Source organism: uncultured Sphingomonas sp. (genome assembly GCF_913774285.1).
Lineage (GTDB): Bacteria > Pseudomonadota > Alphaproteobacteria > Sphingomonadales > Sphingomonadaceae > Sphingomonas.
This window is the reverse complement of the sequence record NZ_CAJYHX010000002.1, coordinates 1-24,381: the sequence shown is the minus strand read 5'-3', so window position 1 is coordinate 24,381 and position 24,381 is coordinate 1. Positions and strand designations below refer to the sequence as shown.

Genomic DNA, 24,381 nt, shown 5'->3' with positions numbered 1-24,381 from the left:
GCCGCCCTGCCCTATCGCACCCTTGGTTCAGGCACCGACGCGTCCACCCAGGTGCTGCTGGTCACCTCGCGGGGGACCGGGCGCTGGGTGATTCCCAAGGGCAATCCCGGTGCCGGGATCAGCGCACATGCCGCCGCGGTCCTGGAGGCCGAGGAGGAAGCGGGCGTGCAGGGCGTGATCTGCCCCACCCCGCTCGGCTCCTATCGCTACCGCAAGAAGCGCGGCAACGGCGCCTCGCTGATGGCCGATGTCGAGGTCTTCCCCTTTTCGGTCACCCGCGAGCTCGATAGCTGGAAGGAACAGGACGAGCGCCAGCGCCGCTGGTTCGATCTCGCCGATGCCGCCAATGCCGTCGACGAGCCCGACCTGCGCGACCTGATCCGCTCCTTCGGGCCCGAGGAATTTCGCGCCGCCACCCGGCGCATGGGGGTGCTCGGCACCGTCATCCAAACATCAAAGGTCAATCGCATGTTCGCGTGGTTCCAACGCCTGTTGCCCAAATCGGGCAATTTCTTCGAGATGTTCGAGGCGCATGCCGCCACGGTGGTCGCCGGCGCCGATGCGCTCGCGCGGGTGCTGCAGAATGGCGGGCCCGACCATATCCGCGAAGTGATCGAGCGCGAGCATGACGCCGACGAGATCACCCGCCAGGTGCTCCAGACGGTGCGCGTCACCTTCCTCACGCCGTTCGATCGCGGCGCGATCACCGCGCTGATCGGTTCGATGGACGATGCGATCGACGAGATGCAGGCGACGGTGCGCGCGATCGACCTCTACGAGATCCGCCATTTCGAGCCCGAGATGAAGGACATGGCCGGCATCGTCATCGATGCCGCCCGTCTCACTCTGGAGGCGATGCCGCTGCTGCGCGACGTGGCGAAGAACGGCGCCCGGCTGCACGAGCTGACCGAGCGGCTGGTCCGCATGGAAAGCCATGCCGACGACATTCACGCCGCCGGCCTCAAGCGCGCCTACAAGGAACTGGGCCCGCAGGACCCGCTGCAGTTCGCGGTGATGCGCGAGCTGTACAAGCATCTCGAGCGGATCGTCGACGCGTTCGAGGATGTCGCGAACGAGATCGACGGCCTCGTCATAGATCACGCCTGATCCATCATGCACGAACTTGCCCTGCCGCTGCTCATCGGGCTGATCCTCGTCGCGCTGGCGTTCGATTTCCTCAACGGCCTGCACGATGCGGCGAACGCGATCGCGACGGTGGTCGCGACGCGCCTCTTGAAGCCGGTCCATGCGGTCGCCTTCGCCGCGTTCTTCAACTTCGCGGCCTATTTCGTCACCATCGCCTTCCCCAGCATGCACAAGGTGGCGGAGACCATCGGCAAGGGGCTGATCGACCAGGATCTGGTGACGCCGGGCGTAGTGTTCGGCGCGCTGGTCGGCGCGATGTTCTGGAACGTGGTCACCTGGCTCAAGGGCATCCCCTCCTCGTCCAGCCACGCGCTGGTCGGCGGCATGGTGGGCGCGGGCGTGGCGCATGCCGGGTTCGAGGGCATCCAGTGGACCGGTCTCAACAAGACGCTGCTTGCCATCGTGCTTTCGCCGACGCTCGGCATGATCCTGGCGATGGCGATCATGCTGCTGACCAGCTGGCTGTTCCGCCGCGCCTCGACGAACCGGGCGGAGCGCAGCTTCCGGGTGCTGCACCTGATCTCCTCGGGCGCCTATTCGCTGAGCCACGGGCTCAACGACGCGCAGAAGACGATGGGCATCATCACCGTGCTGCTCTATTCGACCGGCTATCTGCACGGCAAATTCGAGGTGCCGCACTGGGTGGCGATCAGCTGCTATGTCGCGATCGCGCTGGGCACGCTGAGCGGCGGCTGGAAGATCATCGAGACGATGGGCTCGCGGATCACCAAGCTGTCGCAGCACCAGGGGTTCAGCGCGTCGATGGGCGGCTCGATCATCCTGTTCGGCGCGTCGTGGCTGGGCATCCCGGTCTCGACCACCCACACCATCACCGGCGCGATCATCGGCGCGGGCACGGCTCGGCGCGCCTCTGCAGTGCGCTGGGGCGTGGCGAGCAACGTCGTGATCGCCTGGGTAATCACCATCCCCGCCTCGGCGGCGGTGGGCGCGCTGTTCTACGCGCTGACCCGGCTGTTCTGACGCCGGTCTTGCGGAAAAAGGGGCCGGGATCGCGCCCGGCCCCTCCTCCCCTCCTCAGAAGCCGAAGGACAGGCGCAGATAGCCGAACTGGCCCGGCAGGTCGTAGGTCGTCGGGTCGAAATTGGCGCTCTGGCAGGTGAAGCAGGCGGGCGGCGAACGGTCGAACAGGTTGTTCACGCCCACCGTCAGCCGGGTGCGATGGTTCATCCAGGCCGGCGAGAAATAGGCCTGCAGGTCGCCATAGAACACCGCGCCCAGCCGGTGCACGTCGTCACGCTCGTCGACCCCGCTGATGTAGCGCGCGGTGAACGCGATGCCGTAGCCCGGGCTCGACCAGTCGAGCGTCGCATTGCCCTTGAAGCGCGGATAGGCCTGGTCGGGGCTGCCGCGCTCGGTGCCGGCATAGCGCAGCGCCGGCGCGCCGAGGTCGGCGGGCGGCACCACGTCGTAGCGGAGCAGATAGGCGGCGTTGGCGTTGAGGCCGATCGTGCCCTCGCCGATCTTGTGGGTGCGGAAGGTCAGCGTGCCGTCCAGCCCGTCGGTGCGGATGCCGTTGAGGTTGAGCAGCCGCCCGCTGATCCCGGCGATGGTGCCGCTGCTGGTCCGGCGGATCGCTGCGCAGCTGACCGGATCGGCGTTGAACGCGCAGCGGCGCAGGGTGAGGGTCGCCGGCACCGAGTCGATCGCGTTGTCGAGCTTGATGTTGTAGTAATTGACCTCGAGGCTGAACGCGCTCGACCAGGCCTTGGCCCAGTCGGGGCTGTAGACGCCGCCCGCGGTCCAGGTCTTGGCGGTCTCGGGCTTGAGCGCGGTGTTGCCCTGCGAGAAGACGCCGAGCTGACCGCCGGTCGGCTCGTTGTAGCTGCCATTGGCCGGCACGCCGTTGGCGATGCAGTTGGCCCGCACCGTCGCGTCGCTGGTGAACGCGCCGCCCGCAGCACTCGTGCACGGATCGTCGATCGTCGCGTCGAAGCGCGACAGCCCCGCATAGAGCTCGCCGATGCTGGGCGCGCGCAGGCTCTCGGCATAGCCGCCGCGCAGCAGCAGGTCGGCCACCGGCTTCCACAGCCCCGAGGCGGTGAAGGTGGTGTTGCTGCCGAACGACGAATAGTTCGAGTGCCGCACCGCGCCGTCGAGCTCGAGCTTGTTGAAGAACGGCGTGTTCGCCAGGATCGGCACGCGCAGCTCGCCATAGATCTCGTCGACGTTGAAGCCGCCGCGCGCGGGGCTGGTCGGCACGTCCGCGCCGAGCCCGGCGGTGATCACCGGATCGGGATCGTAGCTGGCATATTGGTCGCGATGCTCATAGCCGATCGCGACCCCCACCGGCCCCGCCGGCAGGTCGAACAGCGTGCCCGAGAGGTTGGCGGTGGTGTCCCACATCTTCTGGGTGCTGCGGTCGCGCTCGTCGAACGCGACATAGTTGACCATCGCCGGGGTGATCGAGCCGAGCCCGCCGAAGATGTTGAACGGCACGCACGTCCCCGTGCACGCGCTCACCGGCCCCAGCGCCTGCGCCAGCCGCGCCGCGTTGAGGTTGCCGGTGAACAGCTGCTTGGCATCGTTGATCCCGAAGGTGCCGTTGACGTCCCAATACCATTTGCGCCCGCCGACATCGAACGACCCGTCGAAGGTCAGCGTGCCCGACATGGTGTCGACATTCTGGGTGAACACGCGCTGCCCGGCCTCGACCATGCGCCGCGCGATGAACGAATAGTTGGCAGCGCTCCCGTCCGCCCCCGAGGACAAGGTCACCCCGAACGGGTTGTACGGGTTGGTCACGTCCACCGAGATCGTGTCGAGCAGGTTGCCGTTGCCCGCATCCGGCCCGATGTTGAGCGGCAGATAGGCCGCCTGGGTGCGCGAATAGCGGTGGTTGTACAGCAGCTTGACCCGCATGTTGATGCTGTCGGTCAGCGCCTGCTTGAAGTTGACGAAGCCGCCATAGCGCTCCGACGGGGTCAGCAGATAGTTGAGCGGCGCGAAATTATAGCGGTCCGCCGAGGTGAACGGCTTGAAGTCCGCCGGATAGCTCGGCCGCCCGGAGACCGGCGCGCGCAGCGCCAGCGTCTGCCCCAGCACCGCGAAGCGGCCATTGGGCGGCGTGCCGCTGCACCCGCCGATCGGATCGGTGCACGCGGTCTGCCCCGGATTGGGGAAGCGCGAGATGGCGCGGTCGCCGGTCGAGACGCCGCCCTGCTTCACATAGCTCGCGCCGAACACCAGCGAGGTGCCGGTATCGCGCGACTGGATGCCGTAGCTCGCCTCATATTGCTGGGTATCGCCGTCCCCCTGGCGATAGAGGCCGTACTGGGCCGAGGCGCGCAACCCTTCCTGCTGCTGCTTGGTGATGATGTTGATCACGCCGGCGACCGCGTCCGAGCCATAGAGCGGCGACGCGCCCGACTGCAGCACCTCGACCCGCTCGATCAGATTGACCGGCAGCGTGTTGAGGTCGACCGAGGCGGGGATGCCGCCCGCCGCCGAGCCGTTGACGAAGCGCAGGCCGTCGACGAGGATCAGCGTGCGCTTGGCGGCGAGATAGCGCAGGTCGACCTCGGCCGAGCCCGAGCTGACCCCGGTCCCGTCCGGCGGCCCGCCGACATTGCCGGCATTGTTGACCTTGGTGTTGAGCCCGCCCGCGGCGCTGGGCAGCCGCTGGAGCACGTCGGCGATGGCGGTGAGGCCGGTGCGCGCAATCTCCTCCTGGCCGACGGTGACGACGGGCTTGTCCTGATCGAGCAGGCTGCGCCGGATGCGCGAGCCGGTGACGACGATGTCGTCCTGCGGCGCCGCGGCGGAAGCGCCGGCGGCGCCGTCCTGGGCATAGGCGGGCGCCGCTGCCATCCCCATGGCGAGCGCGAGTGCGGCGAGACTGCAGGCGGTTCGTCGGTACGATACGTGCATGTGGTTCCCCTCGATCCAAGCCGTTTCCGTGGCGCACCCTCTCGGTTCTGTTTGCAACAAAACTGACGCATGGGGCGGGCTTGGCAAGGGGGCGATTGCGCAATTCGGTTAAAGATTGAAATTGTGTTGCTGTGGGGACACGCCGAGGTGGATCTGACCGCGGGCGCGCGTTGAGCGAAGCGATCGATCCACCAATCGGCGTCAGGATTAGCTAATCTTCCAAAGTTTTTGTATTTTCCTGCGGGCCATTAGAATCCAAGAAGAAAGTTAAATCATCTACATCAGGCAGCATCGATCCGCTGTCACTCGACCGCAGATCATCTATAAATACGCGCAGCTTATGCTCCTGAGATGGCGCACGTATCTCCTCAATTTTCTTCGCCACCTTCTGAACGTATTGCTCATCTACGTGCAAAAGAGTCGTTAGCAACTCGGTGCTACGATCATACTCGTAATCTATACCCTCGACAGCGGACAGAAAATCCGTGACTCGGGCAGGGCTGTCTGCATAAACTCGAGCCAGCCCTTGCACCACCTCAATAAGAACTTTATCCCACGTAGCCAGTATATAACCACGCTCACTATCATTTATCAAATTTGTACAGACAGCAGCGTCGTGATCCAGAATATGCTTAGCTTCATGCGGAGATTTTTTGTCCGCGATCTGCAGCCTAACGTCAGCATCGTAATATGAATTCATTCCCGTATTTATCGAATGACTCTCTAGCAACGACAACATCCTGTTTTCTACTCTACGAAGGGAAACATCCTTAGTAAGGCCAAAGGCACGTAGAAATTCTGACAGCGTGAGCTTCACACCAGATCGCGCCATTGCCCCCTCGATATGAGAGAAATGGCTAAGAAACGCATTTCCTGAGCCGCGGAGGAATGGCCTAAGATCCTCAGGCAAGGCATCGTAGCTCTCTAAAAATTCCAATGCACGGATCCCATGCGAAGCCATCTCGTTGACATACGGCCTCGGTACCATCATCGGAATCTCGTGAGATCTACAAACCTCCAGCAGCGTGGAAGCACCGACAGAATATCGAGACGTTACAGCTTTAAATTCCAGGCCAAACAACATTGGCAAAGCCACACTTGTGTCCAGAACCATAGTTAAGTTAGTTCTGTTACCAAGCGCTCTATATATGTCAAAGGTATTGGTGCTGAATATTTCCCGCATGGTACCAGCATACTGAAATTGTTTAGCAATAGAACATTCCGACAGCACTTTGTATATTTTGCTTTTATTGCGAGACAGGTTTTTCTCAGCTAGGTATGACCGGACCATTTCTGCATTAGATTCCTCGCCAGATAAATCACTCCCCTCTAGCAAAATTTCCGTTGCCAGGTCCAATAAATGGGAAGAATCCTCGTAGCTCAATCCAGTCACGCCTTGAATCGCTAAAACGTCAACTTGCCGAGCTAAAAGAAACTCGTCCTCAGCGCTCTGCATTTTAGCAAACTCATCGCTGCTTAGATTTATTTTTTCCTTATTACCCACAATCTGAGCTGTCGTTCTAAGCCTGCTAACAGCAGACATCACCGCCTTAACGGGACTGGCACCAGGAAGAACTCTAGACACCTCGTCTACAAGAACATCTTCCGAAGAACCTGGGTTTTTAAGGAGCCATGCACGCACATTAGCATCAATTATCTCCTCTCGGAGCTCCGATGCCTCTTGTCCAAAAAGCAATAAGGAGCTCACCGCTACTTCAGCAACGGTGGCATGACTCGAGGGCGACACGCTAGCGCCTAACATCTCGTAAGCGCGCTTTATCCGACCAGGGCGAGCAAGTGCAGTAGCAATTCGATTGAGATCGTGAATCGTCACCTCAACTTGGCCAGAAAATTTGTACTTCGAAGCACGAAACGCCTCTTCGGCTCGAGGCATGATTGTTCGATTTGTAACATATAAGAGATGAGACTGACCAAGGCTTGCAGCATTTGCAGCCTCCTCATTTATTTTATTCTCCCAGTCCTTTCTTACGCTAAGCTGAATCCTGAGATCCTTTCGGGAGCAAACAACATCTCTACCGCCATCTCCGGTGCCATCAACGATGGAGAGCTCCCTATACCTCTGCACACTGAGATATAGGATAGCCACATCATAGAACCGAGTTTCCTCGACACTTCCTAAAAGCTTCCGGAGTCCGGAAAAATACATTGCTTCACCCCAAATTTGACAAGACAACTGTATTTACGATGAGCGCCTCGCGTCGAGCATGGCGAATAATTGGCGATGGGGCAATCTGCGTTACCGGATCACTAACAACATAGCTTTGTGCTTGAACCTTTGGATCGGCCTGCCATGAGCCAATGTTGACGCTCGCCTCCCAACCTTCTTCAAGAGGCAGTCCATCTTCGCGTTCGCCCAGATGGCCCGCTGCTCGGCGATAGTGCGCCCGAAACGTTCCGCCTTTGGCCTCTGACTAAACCTAGCATTCTTATGCATAACCCCCGACCCGACATAAGCGATGGCGTCTTCCAGCCCGGCGGCGATCTTGTCGTCTGCAGACTTCGACGTGTAACACTTCAGTCACCTAATATCACACGAATAAACGGCAGTGCCGCACCCCTCGCAAGGGGGACCCTGCGGCACTGCCGGAGACGCGACGCGCCGGGCCCTGCGCGCCGCCCCTACCCCCCATCCCGCCGCAACCGCCGCTCCACCCGGTCCAGCTCGCGCGACAGCCGCGCCAGCGCCTCCTCGCGGGAGACGCGCTGCACGCCAAAGCCGGTGTGGGGCCGCCCCTCGACGATCTCCGGGCGGCGATAGCCGAGCAGCAGCAGCGCCTCGCGCGGGGTCATGAGGGTGAGCGGGTCGGTCTCGTCGACGGTCTCGCACCACGCGCCCAAATCCTCGCCGGTGGGGTCCAGCGAGCGCAGCGCATTGTCGAGCAGCGCGAGTTCGAGCCGTTCATAGCCCTCGGCCAGCGCCGCCTCCATCGCGCGGGCGAAGGCCGCCGAGCGCCGGCGCCGGGCGTAGATGGCGTTCCAGCCGATGCCAGTCGCCTCGGCCGACAGCCGCACATTGGCGGTGGCGGCGAGATGGGCGAGGAAGCGGCGCTCACCCTCGGTGGTCAGCACCCCCTTGGGGGCGCGGCGCACCTGCACCATGCGGCCGCGCGAGGCGCGCACGCTATACTCGCCGCCGCCGGTGCGCGCGGCCTCGCCCTCGGGGGTGGGCGACGGCGCACCCGTGGCGAGCTGCGCCTGGGCATAGGCTAGGGCTGCGTCCCACTGGCTCGCGAAATCGGGGTTGCGCGCGCGGCGCTTCTGGAAGGTCTTGCGCGTCTGCCCCGCGGCCTCGGCGGCGAGGGTCACGTTGGCGGTGCGGCGCAGCGCCTTCAGGAAGCGCTGGTTCTCGCGGGTACGATCGGCCTTGGTGCCGCGCATGGGCATGCCCTCCCCCCTGGGTGTGACGGACGTTGGGGGAAATGGGTGTTCCTGTTTTGTTCTGCAAGGGCTCCCCACTTGCGCTCCCCTTCCGCTTGCGGGAGGGGTCGGGGGAGGGGCTGACTTGCCGCCTCTTGCCGCTCCGTTCGCCCCCGGCGATCGGTCCTCCCCTCCCCCAGCCCCTCCCGCAAGCGGGAGGGGAGCGCAGGTGGCAGCGGCTCGGCATGGCTTGTCCCCGACCCTACCCTTGACTCCGCGCCCGAATCCGCTATTGGGCGCGCTCCTTCTTCGGAAGGAATCCGTCCGAGACAGCGAGGGACCGGAATCTGCCGGTCTTGAAAAACTCGCCTAGACGGGGACAGAATTTACCGGCGGCTTGGCCGGCTCTCTTGGCGCAGATGCGCGGGTGGGTCCAAGCGTTCCGGGTCACGCCCCAGGGACACGCGCCCCGGCCTCGTGACGATCCTTCCCCTCGGACAATTTGAGCCTGGCCCGCGTTTCGTGCGCGGGTCGTGAACCGGGGTTGCACCCTTGCCCGCCTCGTGCGGGGAACGGGCAGCCTCATGTATGAGGAGACCGGCATGGATCGTTCCCAGAAGGCCGACGCCGTTGCCGAGCTGAACCGCACCTTCAACGAGGTTGGCGTGGTGGTTGTCACCCGCAATCTCGGCATGACCGTCAAGCAGTCGACGGACCTGCGCAACAAGATGCGTGCAGCCGGCGCGACCTATAAGGTCTCGAAGAACAAGCTCGCCAAGATTGCCACCCAGGGCACCGATTATGCGGTGCTCGCGGACCTGCTGACGGGTCCGACGGCACTGTCCACCTCCGTCGATCCCGTGGCTGCGGCCAAGGTGGTCTCGGACTTCGCCAAGACGAACGACAAGCTCGAAATCGTCGGCGGCGCGATGGGCAATGTGCTGCTGGATCCGGCTGGCGTGCAGGCACTCGCCTCGCTGCCGTCGCTGGACGAGCTGCGCGGCAAGCTCGTGGGGCTCATCGCAGCACCCGCGACCAAGCTCGCCACGATCACCCAGGCACCGGCGGCGCAGATCGCCCGCGTGCTTGCGGCGTACAGCGAAAAGCAGGCTGCCTGAGCTTCGGCTTCGAGCGACCTTTATATTATCCCGAAACTATTGAACTGATTGGAGTTTATCATGGCTGACCTTAACGCGATCGTCGACCAGCTTTCCGCCCTGACCGTGCTCGAGGCCGCTGAGCTCTCGAAGCTGCTCGAAGAGAAGTGGGGCGTTTCGGCCGCCGCTGCCGTCGCCGTTGCCGGCCCGGCCGCTGGTGGCGCCGCTGCCCCGGCTGCCGAAGAGCAGACCGAGTTCGACGTGATCCTCACCGGCGACGGTGGCAAGAAGATCAACGTCATCAAGGAAGTCCGCGCCATCACCAACCTCGGCCTCACCGAAGCAAAGGCGCTGGTCGAAGGCGCTCCGAAGCCGGTCAAGGAAGGCGTGTCGAAGGACGAAGCCGAGAAGATCAAGAAGCAGCTGGAAGAAGCTGGCGCGACCGTCGAGGTCAAGTAAGCGCTTCCCAGCCTGTTTCAAGGCTTGGATATTGGAAGGAGGCGGTCCGGCAACGGGCCGCCTCTTTTCTTTGAACCTTTCGATTTCAGAATCACGCCGGCAGATAGCGGATTGCCGCAATAGCAGCTGGCGCTGGCCGATCGAGCCATATTGGCCCTGGCCGGGCACCCCGCCCGGCAGTCCCCAGCAGAAAATCGGCACCAAAGTGATGTAGACTCAGTCCGGCCCGCCAGCGGAGGTCGCAGAGCAGCATACTGACGAACATGTTCCTGCCACCGTGCCCCACCACGTGCAGCTGCTCCCGCCGGAGCGTAAGCCGTGCGGGCAACCGCAATCGGCCGCCCGGCGCGAGGTCCACCGGGGCTACCTGGTTCTGCGCGGGCGCAGCGGCATGGAACGCTGCGCGCCAGCGATCCTGATCGGGGCTGGCGCTAATCAGCGCGAGCGCGGGCCGCAGCCCCTCGACCGCCCGGGCCTGTGCGTTGACCACATCGATTTCGAGGTCGAACGCCACCGCGTCCGCCAGGAAGACCATGTTGGCGGAGACGATCTCGACCGCGAAAGGCTCGGCGACGACGGGAGTCTGCGGCGCCGGGCGCGCAACCGGCCGCGCAGACGCCGCAATCGCGCGCTCCGGCACCGGCATCGCCGGTTCGGGCGCTGCCGCGGCACGCCGTCGGCGCCACCCCCACCCCGCGCCCGCCAGCGCTGCAACGCCGGTCGCCGCCAGAACGAACCACGGCCAGCCGGGAGGAGCATCGCGCGGCGCCGTCGGCACCTGCCGCGGCGGCGTAGCCGCCGGCGACGCCGACGTCCGTGCCAGCGGCGTCGGCACGGGCGCAGGCGCGGTGGGCTGCGGCACGGGCACAGGCGTTCGCACCGGGCTCGGCGCCGCGGCGGGCGTCGGACGGGGCCGGACGCCGGGGAGCGGGACGATCACCGGCTTCACCAGCCCGCCCGATGTCGGCGCCTGCGTCGGCGCGGGCGCAGGCGTCGGCGTGGGCGTGGGCGTGGGCGTGGGCGTGGGCGTGGGCGTAGGGCTGGGCACCGGCGTGCCGGGAAGGCGAAACCGCTCCGGCAGCACGCCGGGAATCGCCTGCGGGCCAGGATCGGCGGCCGGCACGTCCTGCGACCACGCGGGAGCCCCGAACGCCCCGACAATTATCATTCCAAATGCTGCGCGATGCCTAGCCCCGGTCACGCATCGGGATTGGCCCGCAAAAGCTGAACGCCGGCTGCACCCGAACAAGCCGCGCCGGCGCCGTGCGACGACCCGTTCGCCGCCGGCGCCGGGCCGCGCGGTGTTCGCGGCGGATCAGTTCTTGTTCCGGGAGGCGCGCGTCTCGTTGCGGATCCGCTCGGAACGCGCGCGCTCCATCCGCTCGATCCGCTCACGTTCGAGACGCTCACGGTCCTCCCGCGCCAGCTCGTCGCGCTCGCGATCTTCGCGCGCCATCCGCTCGGCAATTCGCAGGCGGATGGCTTCCAGTTCGGGCGAGGCTTCCTCGCCGGTCGCCTGCTTGCGCCGGGCATCGTGCCGCCCCACCGCCTCTTCGGCGGCGATGCGATCGGACCAGTGGCGGACGGGCAACGGCTTCTTCTTGCCCTTGGGCGTGCGGTTCTGAAACCGCAGCATGGCGACGCGATACATGCGGAACATCTTGCCGGCGTGGAGGCCGGTCAGCAGCGCCGCGAGCAGGGCCACACCGATATAGATGCCGCTGTTCGGCTGCGGCGCGCGCAAGACCAGCAATACCATCAGATAGCTGAGCAGCGTCATCAGCACGCAATAGGCACCGAACTCCAACGACATCATCAGATATTGACGCACGGAATCGGACTTCATGAACGCAATCCCCATCGACGGCCCCCCGCACGCGCCCCACGCGTCGTCGCCGTTCTTTGGCACTGCATCATGAAGCAAGCGCGTTAACGAATCCTAACCGAAGGTGAAACGACCGCCCCTTAGTTCCGGAAGATCGGCGGACGCGCGCTCTCCTCTTCGGCCATTTCCTTCTTGAGCATGCGGTCCGCAATCCGACTGCGGATCGCATCGACTGTCATGTTGGGGTCGATCGTGAACGCCCCGCCCTCTTCGTCGGGATCGATCCCCAGCGCGGCACAGCGCTCACGATAGGCGCGTTCCAGCACTTCGAGCCGCTCGAGCAACCGGACCCGCTCCGCATCGCCGCCCCGCGCTTCGAGCCGCTCCGCGGCGATCCGTTCGGACCAGCGCAGCGCTCTTCGCTCCTCCTCGGTCATCTGGGCCAGCTCGACGATCAGGTCATCGGGCAGCATCGCCAGGCGCCGCATCGCGCGGCGGTAACGGCGGTACATCCGCACGGCATAGATGCCGCTGAACAGCGCCATGCCGATGCAGGTGTTGATGTACCAGCCGGAGTTGGCCTGCGGCGCATAGGTGACGAGCACGTACATCGCCGCGCCGATCCCTGTCATGAACACGAAGTAGACGAAGAATTCGATCGTCTCGCGAAGATAGCCCCGGATAGCCGCGACGTTCATGGCCCTGCTCCTGAAACGCAGCGATGGCGTGGCTGTTGTTTCGGGGCCAAATCAACCTCAATAAACTTAATAAAATGATGCAGATACGAAGAGGACGCTTCCGGATTTCTACGTAAGCATAAGTAGTTGCCCGTAGATCGGCCTTGACCAAGGCAAAGGCCCGTCTTCGCAAATGCGAAAACGGGCCCGTGGCTTACCGCGCCTTGGCGGCGCTCTGGCCGACCGGCACCACCGGGAGCAGTACCGAACTCGACTGCTTGCCGCCATACAGGATCGTCACCGTAGCCTTCTGGTAATCCCCCGGCTTGGCGAAGAAGATGTTCTCGACATATTTCTGCGGGTTGCGATCATAGACCGGGAACAGGGTCGACTGGATCTGCACCATGATGCGGTGGCCGGGCAGGAAGGTGTGGTTCACCACCGGCAGCCGGAACTTGTATTCCTGCACCTTGCCCGCCGGGATTGCCGAAGGATGTTCGAACGAGGTCCGGTAGCGGCCGCGGAAGATGTCCATCGCGATCGGCAGCTGGAAGCCGCCCATTTCCTTGGTAGTGGCGATCTCGTCCGGATAGACGTCGATCACCTTGACGACGAAGTCCCCGTCCGTGCCCGTCGTCTTGGCGAAGATGTCCGCCAGCGGCGTGCCCGACAGGCGCACCGGCTCCTTCAGCACCGGCGTTGCATAGGTCAGCACGTCCTGACGGCCGTCGACGAAGCGCTGGTCGGTGACGAGGTAGGTGCTCCAGCGCCCGTCATTGAAATTGATCGGCCGCGGCAGGTACGGCACCGGCTTGGCGGGATCGGAGACATAGCTGTCCTCCCCTGCCCCCGGCTTGTCGAAGCCGGCAGCCTCGCCCGCGCCGAGATAGAGCGGCGTGAGCTGCGCCCCGAGCGGCCACTTGTTCAGGAAGTCCCAATGGTTCTCGCCGGTATTGTAGATGCTGGCAACCGGCGGGGTATAAGCCGGGGCGCCGTCCTTCAGATGCGCGTTGAAGAAGGGCAGCAGGATGTCGCGCCGCGCCTGCAGCGCGGTGTCGCCCTCGAAGTTCAGCTCGCCTAGCTTCGAGCCGTTGTAGTTGAAGCCCGAATGCCGCCACGGGCCCATCAGCAGGAAGTTGTTGGTCGCCTGGGGAGTCTTCTGCAGTTCCTCCCAGGCGTGGATCGCGCCGTACATGTCTTCGTGATCCCACAGCCCCTGCTCCCACAAGGTCGGTACGTTGGACGGATTGGCGGCGAGGATCTTGTCGAGCGCCTGGCCCTGCCAGAAGGCGTCGTAGGAAACGTGCTGGCTCAGCTTCTGCCAGAAGGGCAGCTGGTCATAGCCGTACTGTTTCGCCCAGTCGCCCGCCGAGCCTACCTTGCGGAAGGTGTCGTAATCGTCCCAGCCGCCATTGGGCGGGGTCGGGCCGCCTGCCTTGTAGCCGGTGATGCCCGAGATCCAGCCGATATTGGGCAGGCGGAAGGCGCCGTGGTGGAACCAGTCGTCGCCCATCCAGCCGTCGATCATCGGGCTCTCGGGCGCCGCGACCTTCAGCGCCGGGTGCGGATGGAGCAGCGCCATCACCACCGTCCAGCCTTCGTAGGAAGAGCCGAGCATGCCGACCTTGCCGTTCGATTCCGGCAGGTTCTTCACCAACCAGTCGATCGTGTCCCAGGCGTCGGTGGTGTCGTCGACCTTGGTCGGGTTGAGCGGCCCAACCGGCGGCCGGGTCACGACGAAATCGCCTTCGGACCGGTTCTTGCCGCGAATGTCCTGGAACACGCGAATATAGCCCGCCTGGGTGAACACCTCGTCGCCCTGCGCAAGCACGGAGAGCATCTTGTTGCTGTCGGTGCGGCGGACACGGTTATACGCGTCATAGGGAGTGCGGGTGAGCAGGATCGGCGCGTTCCTGGCCCCCTTGGGGATCACGATGGTGGTGAACAGCTTGGTGCCGTCGCGCATCGGCACCATCACTTCGCGGCGAACATAGTCCTTGGCGCCCTCCGGCAGCACGAACTTGGCGGGGATGTCGTTGAACGGCTGCGCCTGTTGCGCGTGCGCTGCCGGGATCAGCGCGCTCGTCGCGAGCGCGGCCAGGAGGAAGGTACGAAGCTGCATAATGTCTCCCCAGAGAACCGATGCCAGGGGTGATAGTGTTACATTTGCAGCATGGGAAGCAGGCGCATGGAAAAGGCCCGCGCTCCCTTTTCGGAGAGCGCGGGCCGGTGGAAGTTCGGCCGTTCAGGCGTGGGCGGGCGTGCCGAGCAGTTCGGCCTCGAGGTCCTCGACCAGATGCGGGCGGGTGGCGCCGATCGGGCCCACACCCTCCGCGGCCGGCGCGGCACGACCGATACGGAACGCGGCGCTGGTGCGGCCTTCGCGACCGTCGGGCAGACGATAGCGCGCCTCGGCAACGACGACCGGGTTGAAGGTGCGACCCAGTTCGCCCTTCGGCACCGCCAGATGGGCATCGACGCGGGTACCATCACCGGCATCGATCGTCACCGGCGGCACGTCCGCGGCCGGGCCGTGGCTGGTGAGCAGCTGCTCCATCTCGCTGGTCTCGGCGTCGGCCAGCAGGAAGGTGGAGATACGCACGTCGCGGGCCGGCGTGTCCCCAGCATTACCGACCGTCAGCTCGATATCGACCAGCGCCTCGTCTTCGCTGGTGCCGGCACGCACCGGGCGGAGGCCCAGCTCGAGCCACGGGCGATTGGCAACCGGCGCGGGCGCATCGACGACATGTTCGAGCACCGCCTCATCCGCCTCGGCCAGCTTGGCCTCGACATGCGCTTCGGCAACCGGCTCGGCGATCGGGCGGCGATCGGCGACCGGGGCCATCACCGGCGCGGCAGCGGCGGCGGCAAGACCGATGTCACTGCGCGGCGCCATCGGCTGCGGAATCGGCCGGTGTGCGACCGGATCGGCGGTCGTCGCCGTCTCGCGTACCAGCAGGTCCTCGTCCGTGCGGCGACGGCGGAGCAGGAAGATCGCCGCGGCAGCAGCCAGGATCACGGCGAGGCCACCAAGGATCCAGGGAACCAGCGAGGTCGATCGCGTCGTCTCGGTGGTGGTTTCGGTGGTCTGCGTCACCTCGGCAGCGGGCGCTGCGGGCTGCGCAGTCGATTCGGCAGGCTGCGGCTGGGTTACCGGTGCGGGGGCCGGCGCTGCAGCTTGCTCGGCCGGCGTCGCAGCGGGCTGCGCGGCGGGCGCTGCCTGGCGCGGCTCGGCGGCGGCACGCGCTTCAGGGCGCGGGGCGCGCCGCTCGGTGCGGGCGGTCCGGGCGGGCGCGGCATCGGTGGTCGACGGCGCCTGGTTGGCGCTGCCCGCCATCTGCTGCTCGACCGACGGCACCGCCTGCACGACAGGCGCTGCCGGCGCCATGCGGACTTCCGGTGCCGAGGCGGCAGCCTGCGGGGCAGGCGCTTCGACCGCAGGCGGCGGCGTCACCGTCTGCTGGGGGGCGGCCTCCTGGGCGAAGGCGGGGGTGGCAAGGAACGCGGCACTGATCAACAGTGCGGCGCGGGGGCGGAGCGGGGTGGGACACTGTTTCATGACGCGGGTTCAACGGACGGAACCGAGGATTCGGCCCCCATGTGTGCGACCAAGCGTGACGCGTACCGGACGAGGCGAGCCATTCACTGGTCGTTCAGGCACGGTTCTTGCCCTCGCGCGGGCCTGAAACACCGCAGCAACGCATTGAAAAGAAAGGGCTTGCTTCCCACTGGCAGCAAGCCCCCTTCCCTGTCGCTACCAAAGCGGAACGATCAGAAGCGACCGGTCAGCTGCAGCCCGTAGAAGCGCGGCTCGCCCGGGATATAGGTCGGATCGTTGAACCCGCCGCCGGTATTGCCGGCGTCGAGCAGATACTTCTCGTTCGCGGCGTTGCGGACGAAGCCCGCGATCTCGTAGCGGCCCTCGGCGAAGCTCATGCCCGCCTTCACGTTGATCAGCGTCACCTTCTCCTGCGAGATCGCTTCCTTGTTCGGGATCTCGAAGTAGATCTTGCTGCGATAGGTCACGCTCGGGGTCGCGAAAACGCGCATGCCGTTGCCCAGCGGCGCGTCGACCGTGAAGCCCGCCGCCCACTGGAGGCGCGGCTGGAGGCGGAAGCGGTTGCCGGCATAGATGCCGTTCGCCTTGGTCTTGTCGATGCCGCCGTCGATATAGCCGCCATTGGCGAACACGGTCAGCCAGTTGGTCGGGCGCAGCTGACCCTCGGCCTCGAAGCCGAGATTGCCCGCGGTGCCGGCGCTTTCGGTGACGCTGCTGCCCACGGGGCGGCCCGAGGGATCGTTGGCGTCGGTCACCGTGCGGCTGATCTGGAAGTTGCGGTACTTCTGGTAATAGACACCCAGCGAACCGGCGAACATGCCGCTCGACAGCTTCACGCCGCCTTCATAGTTCCACACCGTCTCCTCGGGAATGATGCCCGTCGAAGTGGCGGTCTGGTTGACGACCGGCGAACGGCGGCCCTTCGAGATGGTGGCGTAGAGATTGACTGCGTCGTTCAGGCGATACAGCACGTTGAAGCGCGGCAGGAAGGCTTGGAAGCTGTCCTGGCTCCACAGCGTGCCCTTGGTGGTGACCTGGCCCGGGATCAGCGGCGCCTTGGAGAGCACCGAGTTCGGCGCGACCGAGACATAGCCGGACTTGCGCTGCTCGATCAGCGCGCGGATGCCGGCGGTCACTTCCAGCGCATCGACGGGCATCCAGGTCACTTCGCCGAACATCGAATATTGGTCGTTGATGCCCTTGTTGGTGAAGATCGAGCTGTACGGAATTTGCGTCGCCGCGCCCTTGGTGAGGATCGAGGTCGCCTGCGCGGCCGTCACCACCCCGGTGGGCGAGATGCAGGCGAGGCCCGGCACCACGGCGGCGGCGCACTGGAGATAGATGCCCTCTTCGGTCGAGAAGGGCACTTCCTGGCGGTTGTTCTCGTGGAACACGTTCCAGCCGAAGCTGGTGCGGACATGGTCGCCGACATAGGCGAAGCGCGATTCATGGCTGATCTGCGAGCCATAGGCGCCTTCGGCGAACTCCAGCCACCACGCGGCCGACCCGTCCGCGTCGAACACTTCCAGCGAGTCGAACGAACGATAGCCGTTGACCGTGGTGAAGCTCCAGCCGTCACCCAGATCGTAGCGCGCGGTGAGGTTGACGTCATAGACGTCGCGGGTCAGGCCCAGCTTGTCCTTGCCCAGCACCTGCTTGGAAAAAGGCGAGCCGGAAAGATTGGCCGCGCCGAACGGATTGCCGGGCCCCTGCACGGTGGCGAAGCGCTTCGAGATGAACGGCGTGCCGCTGTTGCGCTGGCGATCATAGGTGCCGATCAGGTCGACGGTTAGCGCCGGGGTCGGCGTGTAGCGCAGCGAGGCGCGCAGGCCGAGTTGGTTCTGCGCATAGAGGTCGTCCTGCGTTGGCGACAGGTTCTCGACATAGCCGTCGCGCTTCTTCCACTCGCCCGCTACGCGCGCGGCGATCACGTCGTTGCCGACGTTGAGGTGTCCGCCCACCAGATAGGCGTTGTAGTTGCCGTAGCCGGCGGTGAGTTCACCCGACACGCCCGGCTTCGGCCGCGCGGAAAGGATGCTGACCGCACCGATCGTCGAGGCGGTGCCGAACAGGGTCGCCTGCGGTCCCTTCACGACTTCGATCCGGTCGACGTCGTAGATCGCCTGGTACGCGCCGCGGGATCGTGAGATGTCGACGCCGTTATAGTAGAGCGTGACGCGCGCCGCCTGCTGCGCCGAGCCGCTGTCCGAGGTGATGCCGCGGATCACGATGCCCGGGTTGTTGGCGCTCTGCTCCTGGATGTTGAGCCCCGGCACATAGTTTGACAGCTCGTCGAGATCGTCGACCCCGATGCGCTTCATCTGCTCCTGCGTCACCGCGGTGATGGTGATCGGCACGTCGCGCAGCTTCTGCTCGAACTTCTGCGAGGTGACGATGATGTCGCCGCCCAGCGCGCCTTCCTGCGCGGCGTCCTGCGCCGTGTCCTGCGCATGCACCGCCGTCGCCGATACGGTTGCGAGGAACGCGACAATGAGACCCGATTTCTTCTTCATGGTTTCCCTCCCTGGTTCGGGAGGGCGGTTGGGCGGAGATTGTTAAACCTTCACTGCACAGCGGGAACAAATTTGTTGCAGCGTCGAGACCATGGCTGACTTTTATCGCGCGCGGCTCAGCCGAACTGCCGTTGCGGCAGCCGCAGCCCGTGCAGCGATTTTCGCAGCGCCTGCGCCGGCTTCTCGATGCAGTGCCAGGAGAATGCCGCGAACGGCAGGACTGCAACCAGCGCGACGATCGCGAGCAGGTGCGGCTCGATCTGCGGCGTGAGGATGCGGAAGACATCCGTGACCGGCATGCTGTAGATGTAGATGCCGTAGGAATAGTCCGGAATTCTGTGCAGATTCGGAAAGGTCTTGGCGGTCAGGAAGCCAAGGCACAGCACCCAGTAGCAGACGGCTACCGCCCGAACGAAATCCTCGAAGAACAAGCCCCGCGTGACATAGGCGACCGTGAAGGCAAGGGCAGCGCCCGCCCAGGACAGCGGAATGCGGTCCCGATAGAGATAGGCGCCTGCCCCAAGTGCAAAGGCGGTCCACAATCGCGCAGCGCGATCCAGGAAATAGAGGTGGCTACCGAACTTCGCCGCCAGCCAAGACTGGGCCGGCGGATAGGCAAAGATCAGTGCATAGAGCAGGATTGCCGGAAGAACGAACAGGGTGAAGCGCCGCCGGGACAGCATGCCGGTGGCGGAAAGCAGCGCGATGAGCACGTAGCAGCTCACCTCCCAGCGGATCGTCCATAACGACCCGTTGATGACGCAGAGACCACCCCATGGCTCACCGCAATAGACTCCGGTCAGGAAGTAGCTGGGAGAAAGAATCTGCGTCCGGAACACATATGACAACGTTTCGCGCCCGAACACATAGTCTGCGATCGGAACCGTCGTGAACGCAGCGAAGCAAACTGCCACGATCCCGCACATCGCGAACATTCCGGGCCAGATCCGGAAGAATCTGGAAAGCGCAAACTGCCCGATGGACGAATTTCGCTCCAGGCTGCGCACCATCAGAAATCCGGACAACGAGAAAAATCCGTTTACCGCTACCCATGCGACCGGAATACCGAAAATCGCAGCGGTCTCGTCCACGTGCCCCAACAACTCCATCGCGTGCGTGTAGATCACGGCGCTCGCCAGAAGCAGCCGCACCATTGTGAGATTGTTGCGATCCGCCCGCAGCAGCTCGTCGGTTACATTCAGCACCATGAATATTAGCCCCCAACCGACTCCCCCCTTCGGAGTCGGGCCCGCGCTTTTCTAGCACCGATCTCGATTAACGCGAATTATTTCGCGAGCGTTAACCACGCCAGCACATCGGAAACGGATCATTCTCACTCGGCGAGCGCCACTCCGCTCGACCGGCTTTGACATCCCCTCCCCTGCGCCCTATATCCCCGCTCTGGCCCTCCGATCGGGAAATGACGCGCCGTCGCGCAGCGTGTCGTAGGAATGGATCGGAACGGCTTGTCAGACGCCCGCAGAGCTGCCGAATCCCGAGCATCGGGGGTCGCGCGGCCTTTCGGCGTCGATTTGCACGTCCTGGCTCCCGGACAGGGGCACCGAGTTTACGGCTGACGAGGCAACACACACCTATGGCTACCAAGGCAATCGAGGGCGGCACGCTGAAGCGCCGCATCCGCAAGGTGTTCGGCGACATCCACGAAGTGGTGCAGATGCCGAACCTGATCGAGGTTCAGCGCGAATCCTACGAACAGTTCCTGCGGTCGGACCCCTCGATCGGCTATGTGTCCGGCCTCGAGAAGACGCTCCGCAGCGTGTTCCCGATCCGCGACTTTGCCGGCACCGCCGAACTCGACTTCGTGACCTACGAGCTCGAGGATCCGAAGTTCGACGTGGACGAGTGCCGCCAGCGCGGCATCACCTATGCGGCGCCGATGCGCGTAACGCTTCGCCTCATCGTGTTCGAGGTCGATCCCGATACGGAAGCCCGGTCGGTGCTCGATATCAAGGAGCAGGACGTGTACATGGGCGACATGCCGCTCATGACCGAGAACGGCACGTTCTTCATCAACGGCACCGAGCGCGTCATCGTCAGCCAGATGCACCGGTCGCCGGGCGTGCTGTTCGATCACGACCGCGGCAAGACCCACGCCAGCGGCAAGTATCTCTTCGCCGCGCGCGTGATCCCGTATCGCGGTTCGTGGCTGGACTTCGAGTTCGACGCCAAGGACATCGTCAACGTCCGTATCGACCGCAAGCGCAAGCTGCCGGTCACCAGCCTGCTGTATGCGCTGGGGCTGACCTCGGAAGAGATCCTCAACTATTTCTACAACCGCGTCACCTTCCTGCGCGGTCCGAACGGCTGGCAGATCCCCTTCCAGGTGGAGAACTGGCGCGGTTCGAAGCCGATGTTCGACATCGTCGACGCCAAGTCGGGCGAGGTCGTGTTCCCGGCTGGCCAGAAGATTTCCCCTCGCGCAGCCAACAAGGCGGCCAAGGACGGTCTCGAGACGCTGCTGATCCCGACCGAGGAAATCTTCGGCCGCTACAGCGCCTATGACCTGATCAACGAGGCGACCGGCGAGATCTACATCGAAGCCGGCGACGAAGTCTCGGCCGAGAACCTGGAGAAGCTCGACAAGGCCGGCATCGACCGGATCGAACTGCTCGACATCGATCACATCGCCACCGGTCCGTGGATCCGCAACACGCTCAAGGTCGACAAGGCCGAAGAGCGCCAGCAGGCGCTGTCCGACATCTATCGCGTCATGCGCCCCGGCGAACCGCCGACGCTTGAGACGGCAGAGTCGCTGTTCGCCGGCCTGTTCTTCGATCCGGAGCGCTACGACCTTTCGGCCGTGGGCCGCGTGAAGCTCAACATGCGCCTGGGCCTAGACACGCCCGACACCGTGACCACGCTGCGCACCGAGGACATTCTCGAGGTCGTCAAGACGCTCGTGAACCTCAAGGACGGTAAGGGCGAAGTCGACGACATCGACAATCTCGGCAACCGCCGCGTGCGCTCGGTGGGCGAGCTGCTCGAGAACCAGTACCGCGTCGGCCTGCTCCGCATGGAGCGCGCCGTGAAGGAGCGCATGTCGTCGGTCGACGTGTCGACGGTGATGCCGAACGACCTGATCAACGCCAAGCCCGCGGTCGCCGCGGTGCGCGAGTTCTTCGGTTCGTCGCAGCTGTCGCAGTTCATGGACCAGACCAACCCGCTTTCCGAAGTGACGCACAAGCGTCGCGTCTCGGCGCTCGGGCCGGGTGGTCTCACCCGTGAGCGCGCAGGCTTCGAAGTCCGCGACGTGCATCCGACGCACTATGGCCGTATCTGCCCGATCGAAACGCCGGAAGGCCCGAACATCGGTCTGATCAACTCGCTGTCGACCTTCGCCCGCGTCAACAAGTATGGCTTCATCGAGACGCCGTACCGCAAGGTGATCGACGGCCGCGTCACCGACGAGGTCGTGTACCTGTCGGCGATGGAGGAGCAGAAGCACACCGTCGCACAGGCATCGGCCGAAACCGACGCCGAGGGCCGCTTCACCGAGGAGCTGGTGTCGGCGCGGCAGGCCGGCGAATTCCTGATGGCGCTGCCGGAAACGGTGACGCTGATGGACGTCAGCCCGAAGCAGCTGGTCTCGGTAGCCGCCTCGCTGATCCCGTTCCTGGAGAACGACGACGCGAACCGCGCGCTGATGGGTTCGAACATGCAGCGCCAGGCGGTGCCGCTGGTCCGCGCCGAGGCGCCGTTCGTCGGCACCGGCATGGAAGAGACGGTGGCGCGCGATTCGGGCGCGGCGATCTCGGCGCGGCGCGCCGGCATCGTCGACCAGGTCGACGCCAGCCGCATCGTGATCCGCGCCACCGGTGAGGTCAGCGCGACCGAATCGGGCGTGGACATCTACACGCTGATGAAGTTCCAGCGTTCGAACCAGTCGACCTGCATCAACCAGCGCCCGCTGGTGAAGGTGGGAGACGTGGTGCGCGCCGGCGACACGATCGCCGACGGCCCGTCGACCGAGTTCGGCGAGCTGGCGCTGGGCCGCAACGCGCTGGTCGCGTTCATGCCGTGGAACGGATATAACTACGAGGACTCGATCCTCATCTCCGAGCGGATCGTGAAGGACGACGTGTTCACGTCGATCCATATCGACGAGTTCGAAGTGATGGCCCGCGACACGAAGCTGGGGCCGGAGGATATCACCCGCGACATCCCGAACGTCGGCGAGGAAGCGCTGCGCAACCTCGACGAGGCGGGCATCGTGTACGTCGGCGCCGAAGTGGAGCCGGGCGACATCCTGGTCGGCAAGATCACGCCGAAGGGCGAAAGCCCGATGACGCCGGAAGAGAAGCTGCTGCGCGCCATCTTCGGTGAGAAGGCGTCGGATGTTCGCGACACGTCGCTGCGCCTGCCGCCGGGCGTGGCGGGCACGATCGTCGACGTGCGCGTCTTCAACCGCCACGGCATCGACAAGGACGAGCGCGCGATGGCGATCGAGCGCGAGGAGATCGAGCGCCTGAAGAAGGACGCCGACGACGAGCGCACGATCCTCAACCGTGCCACTTGGTCGCGCCTGCGCGAGATGCTGCTGGATCAGGTCGCCACCGCGGCCCCCAAGGGCGTCAAGAAGGGCGTCACCATCGACATGGACGTGCTCGACAGCGTCGACCGTCACGAATGGTGGAAGTTCGCGGTCCAGGACGATGCCGTGCAGGCGAACCTGGAGGCCGTGAAGGGCCAGTATGACGAGGCCGCCAAGCGCATCCGCGACAAGTTCGAGGATCGTCGCGAGAAGCTGGAGCGCGGCGACGAACTGCCGCCGGGCGTACTCAAGATGGTCAAGGTGTTCGTCGCGGTGAAGCGCAAGCTGCAGCCGGGCGACAAGATGGCCGGCCGCCACGGCAACAAGGGCGTCATCAGCCGCATCCTGCCGGTCGAGGACATGCCGTTCCTCGCCGACGGGACGCCAGTGGACCTGGTCCTCAACCCGCTGGGCGTGCCGAGCCGCATGAACGTCGGGCAGATCTTCGAGACGCACCTGGGCTGGGCGGCGCGCAACCTGGGCATGCAGGTCGCGCGGCAGCTGGAGGACTGGCGCGAGGCCAATCCCGACGCCAAGGCGGGCGAGATGCCCGACGCGGTCAAGACGCGGCTCAAGGAGATCTACGGCGACCATTATGTCGACGAGATCGAGGCGCGCGACGGCGAGGAGATCGCCGAGCTGGTCCATAACGTGCGCACCGGCGTGCCGATGGGCACGCCCGTGTTCGACGGCGCGCGCGAAAGTGACGTGTCGGAGATGCTGGAGCTGGCCGGTCTCGATACGTCGGGCCAGTCGGTCCTGTACGACGGGCGTACCGGCGATGCGTTCGACCGGCGCGTGACGGTGGGCATCATCTACATGCTGAAGCTGCACCACCTGGTGGACGACAAGATCCACGCGCGTTCGATCGGGCCGTACAGCCTGGTCACCCAGCAGCCGCTGGGCGGCAAGGCGCAGTTCGGCGGCCAGCGCTTCGGCGAAATGGAGGTCTGGGCGCTCGAAGCCTATGGTGCCGCCTACACGCTGCAGGAAATGCTGACCGTGAAGTCGGACGACGTGGCGGGTCGCACCAAGGTCTACGAGTCGATCGTGCGTGGCGATGACGCGTTCGAGTCCGGCATTCCCGAGAGCTTCAACGTTCTCGTCAAGGAAATGCGCTCGCTGGGCCTCAACGTCGAGCTGAAGAGCCAGGAAGAAGACGACGGTCTCGCCGAGGGCGACCTGCAGATCACCGCGCTGGGCCGCCGCTACGTCGATGGCGCCCACGCGCTGCGCCAGGAGCTGTTCGGCCAGCAGCTGATCGCCCACGTGCCGCTGATCGCCCAC

General features: G+C 64.8%; 15 protein-coding genes. 5 read left to right on the top strand and 10 right to left on the bottom strand.

Going from position 1 to position 24,381, the window contains the following annotated elements; translation table 11 throughout:
• Positions 1-6 precede the first annotated feature (6 nt).
• Together QZ670_RS00420 and QZ670_RS00415 are read left to right on the top strand one after the other, a co-directional pair.
• Positions 7-1,107 (top strand): DUF47 family protein, encoded by a 1,101-nt coding sequence (locus tag QZ670_RS00420; protein WP_294250569.1) that lies wholly within the window; start codon positions 7-9, stop codon positions 1,105-1,107.
• Between the two features lie 6 nt (positions 1,108-1,113).
• Positions 1,114-2,127 carry an inorganic phosphate transporter gene (locus tag QZ670_RS00415; protein ID WP_294250353.1) on the top strand — a complete coding sequence of 338 codons (1,014 nt, stop codon included), beginning with the start codon at positions 1,114-1,116 and terminating at the stop codon, positions 2,125-2,127.
• 54 nt (positions 2,128-2,181) lie between these two features.
• On the opposite strand, the gene QZ670_RS00410 is transcribed toward QZ670_RS00415, so the two are convergent.
• The 3 genes from QZ670_RS00410 to QZ670_RS00400 all read right to left on the bottom strand — a co-directional run bounded on the left by QZ670_RS00410 (position 2,182) and on the right by QZ670_RS00400 (position 8,439).
• Positions 2,182-5,034, bottom strand: a complete 2,853-nt coding sequence (locus tag QZ670_RS00410; protein WP_294250350.1) for a TonB-dependent receptor — start codon at positions 5,032-5,034, stop codon at positions 2,182-2,184.
• 211 nt (positions 5,035-5,245) lie between these two features.
• On the bottom strand, positions 5,246-7,141 hold the full coding sequence (locus tag QZ670_RS00405) for a hypothetical protein (RefSeq protein WP_294250345.1): 1,896 nt from the start codon (positions 7,139-7,141) through the stop codon (positions 5,246-5,248).
• A 533-nt stretch (positions 7,142-7,674) separates the two neighbouring features.
• Positions 7,675-8,439, bottom strand: a complete 765-nt coding sequence (locus QZ670_RS00400) for a hypothetical protein (protein ID WP_294250342.1) — start codon at positions 8,437-8,439, stop codon at positions 7,675-7,677.
• Positions 8,440-9,014: 575 nt separating this feature from the next.
• Here QZ670_RS00400 and rplJ point away from each other — a divergent pair.
• Both rplJ and rplL read left to right on the top strand, forming a co-directional pair.
• Positions 9,015-9,530 (top strand): 50S ribosomal protein L10, encoded by a 516-nt coding sequence (rplJ, locus tag QZ670_RS00395; protein WP_121079556.1) that lies wholly within the window; start codon positions 9,015-9,017, stop codon positions 9,528-9,530.
• Between the two features lie 60 nt (positions 9,531-9,590).
• Positions 9,591-9,968: a 50S ribosomal protein L7/L12 gene (rplL, locus tag QZ670_RS00390; RefSeq protein WP_121078416.1), complete on the top strand. Its 378-nt coding sequence runs from the start codon at positions 9,591-9,593 to the stop codon at positions 9,966-9,968.
• 91 nt (positions 9,969-10,059) lie between these two features.
• Here rplL and QZ670_RS00385 read toward each other — a convergent pair whose 3' ends face one another.
• The 7 genes from QZ670_RS00385 to QZ670_RS00355 form a co-directional block, all read right to left on the bottom strand.
• Positions 10,060-11,136, bottom strand: coding sequence for a hypothetical protein (locus tag QZ670_RS00385; protein WP_294250321.1), 1,077 nt, complete (start codon positions 11,134-11,136; stop codon positions 10,060-10,062).
• A 147-nt stretch (positions 11,137-11,283) separates the two neighbouring features.
• Positions 11,284-11,814 (bottom strand): hypothetical protein, encoded by a 531-nt coding sequence (locus QZ670_RS00380; RefSeq protein ID WP_294250318.1) that lies wholly within the window; start codon positions 11,812-11,814, stop codon positions 11,284-11,286.
• A 119-nt stretch (positions 11,815-11,933) separates the two neighbouring features.
• Positions 11,934-12,491: a hypothetical protein gene (locus QZ670_RS00375; protein ID WP_294250315.1), complete on the bottom strand. Its 558-nt coding sequence runs from the start codon at positions 12,489-12,491 to the stop codon at positions 11,934-11,936.
• Between the two features lie 193 nt (positions 12,492-12,684).
• Positions 12,685-14,592, bottom strand: coding sequence for a CocE/NonD family hydrolase (locus tag QZ670_RS00370; RefSeq protein WP_294250312.1), 1,908 nt, complete (start codon positions 14,590-14,592; stop codon positions 12,685-12,687).
• Positions 14,593-14,715: 123 nt separating this feature from the next.
• Entirely contained in the window at positions 14,716-16,029 is a 1,314-nt protein-coding gene (locus tag QZ670_RS00365) for a hypothetical protein (RefSeq protein ID WP_294250311.1), read from the bottom strand.
• Positions 16,030-16,241: 212 nt separating this feature from the next.
• Positions 16,242-18,542, bottom strand: coding sequence for a TonB-dependent receptor (locus QZ670_RS00360; protein ID WP_294250254.1), 2,301 nt, complete (start codon positions 18,540-18,542; stop codon positions 16,242-16,244).
• A gap of 116 nt (positions 18,543-18,658) precedes the next feature.
• Positions 18,659-19,750, bottom strand: a complete 1,092-nt coding sequence (locus QZ670_RS00355; RefSeq protein WP_294250251.1) for an acyltransferase — start codon at positions 19,748-19,750, stop codon at positions 18,659-18,661.
• Positions 19,751-20,136: 386 nt separating this feature from the next.
• On the opposite strand from QZ670_RS00355, the gene rpoB reads away from it, so the two are divergent.
• On the top strand, positions 20,137-24,381 hold a 4,245-nt coding region (rpoB, locus tag QZ670_RS00350), incomplete at its 3' end, for a DNA-directed RNA polymerase subunit beta (RefSeq protein ID WP_294250248.1).

Coding starts and splice junctions, on each gene's coding strand:
- QZ670_RS00360 (WP_294250254.1), bottom strand. CDS start 18,542: ATGAAGAAGAAATCGGGTCTCATTGTCGCGTTCCTCGCAACCGTATCG.
- QZ670_RS00370 (WP_294250312.1), bottom strand. CDS start 14,592: ATGCAGCTTCGTACCTTCCTCCTGGCCGCGCTCGCGACGAGCGCGCTG.
- QZ670_RS00380 (WP_294250318.1), bottom strand. CDS start 11,814: ATGAAGTCCGATTCCGTGCGTCAATATCTGATGATGTCGTTGGAGTTC.
- QZ670_RS00385 (WP_294250321.1), bottom strand. CDS start 11,136: ATGATAATTGTCGGGGCGTTCGGGGCTCCCGCGTGGTCGCAGGACGTG.
- QZ670_RS00415 (WP_294250353.1), top strand. CDS start 1,114: ATGCACGAACTTGCCCTGCCGCTGCTCATCGGGCTGATCCTCGTCGCG.
- QZ670_RS00410 (WP_294250350.1), bottom strand. CDS start 5,034: ATGCACGTATCGTACCGACGAACCGCCTGCAGTCTCGCCGCACTCGCG.
- rplL (WP_121078416.1), top strand. CDS start 9,591: ATGGCTGACCTTAACGCGATCGTCGACCAGCTTTCCGCCCTGACCGTG.
- rplJ (WP_121079556.1), top strand. CDS start 9,015: ATGGATCGTTCCCAGAAGGCCGACGCCGTTGCCGAGCTGAACCGCACC.
- QZ670_RS00365 (WP_294250311.1), bottom strand. CDS start 16,029: ATGAAACAGTGTCCCACCCCGCTCCGCCCCCGCGCCGCACTGTTGATC.
- QZ670_RS00355 (WP_294250251.1), bottom strand. CDS start 19,750: ATGGTGCTGAATGTAACCGACGAGCTGCTGCGGGCGGATCGCAACAAT.
- QZ670_RS00400 (WP_294250342.1), bottom strand. CDS start 8,439: ATGCCCATGCGCGGCACCAAGGCCGATCGTACCCGCGAGAACCAGCGC.
- QZ670_RS00375 (WP_294250315.1), bottom strand. CDS start 12,491: ATGAACGTCGCGGCTATCCGGGGCTATCTTCGCGAGACGATCGAATTC.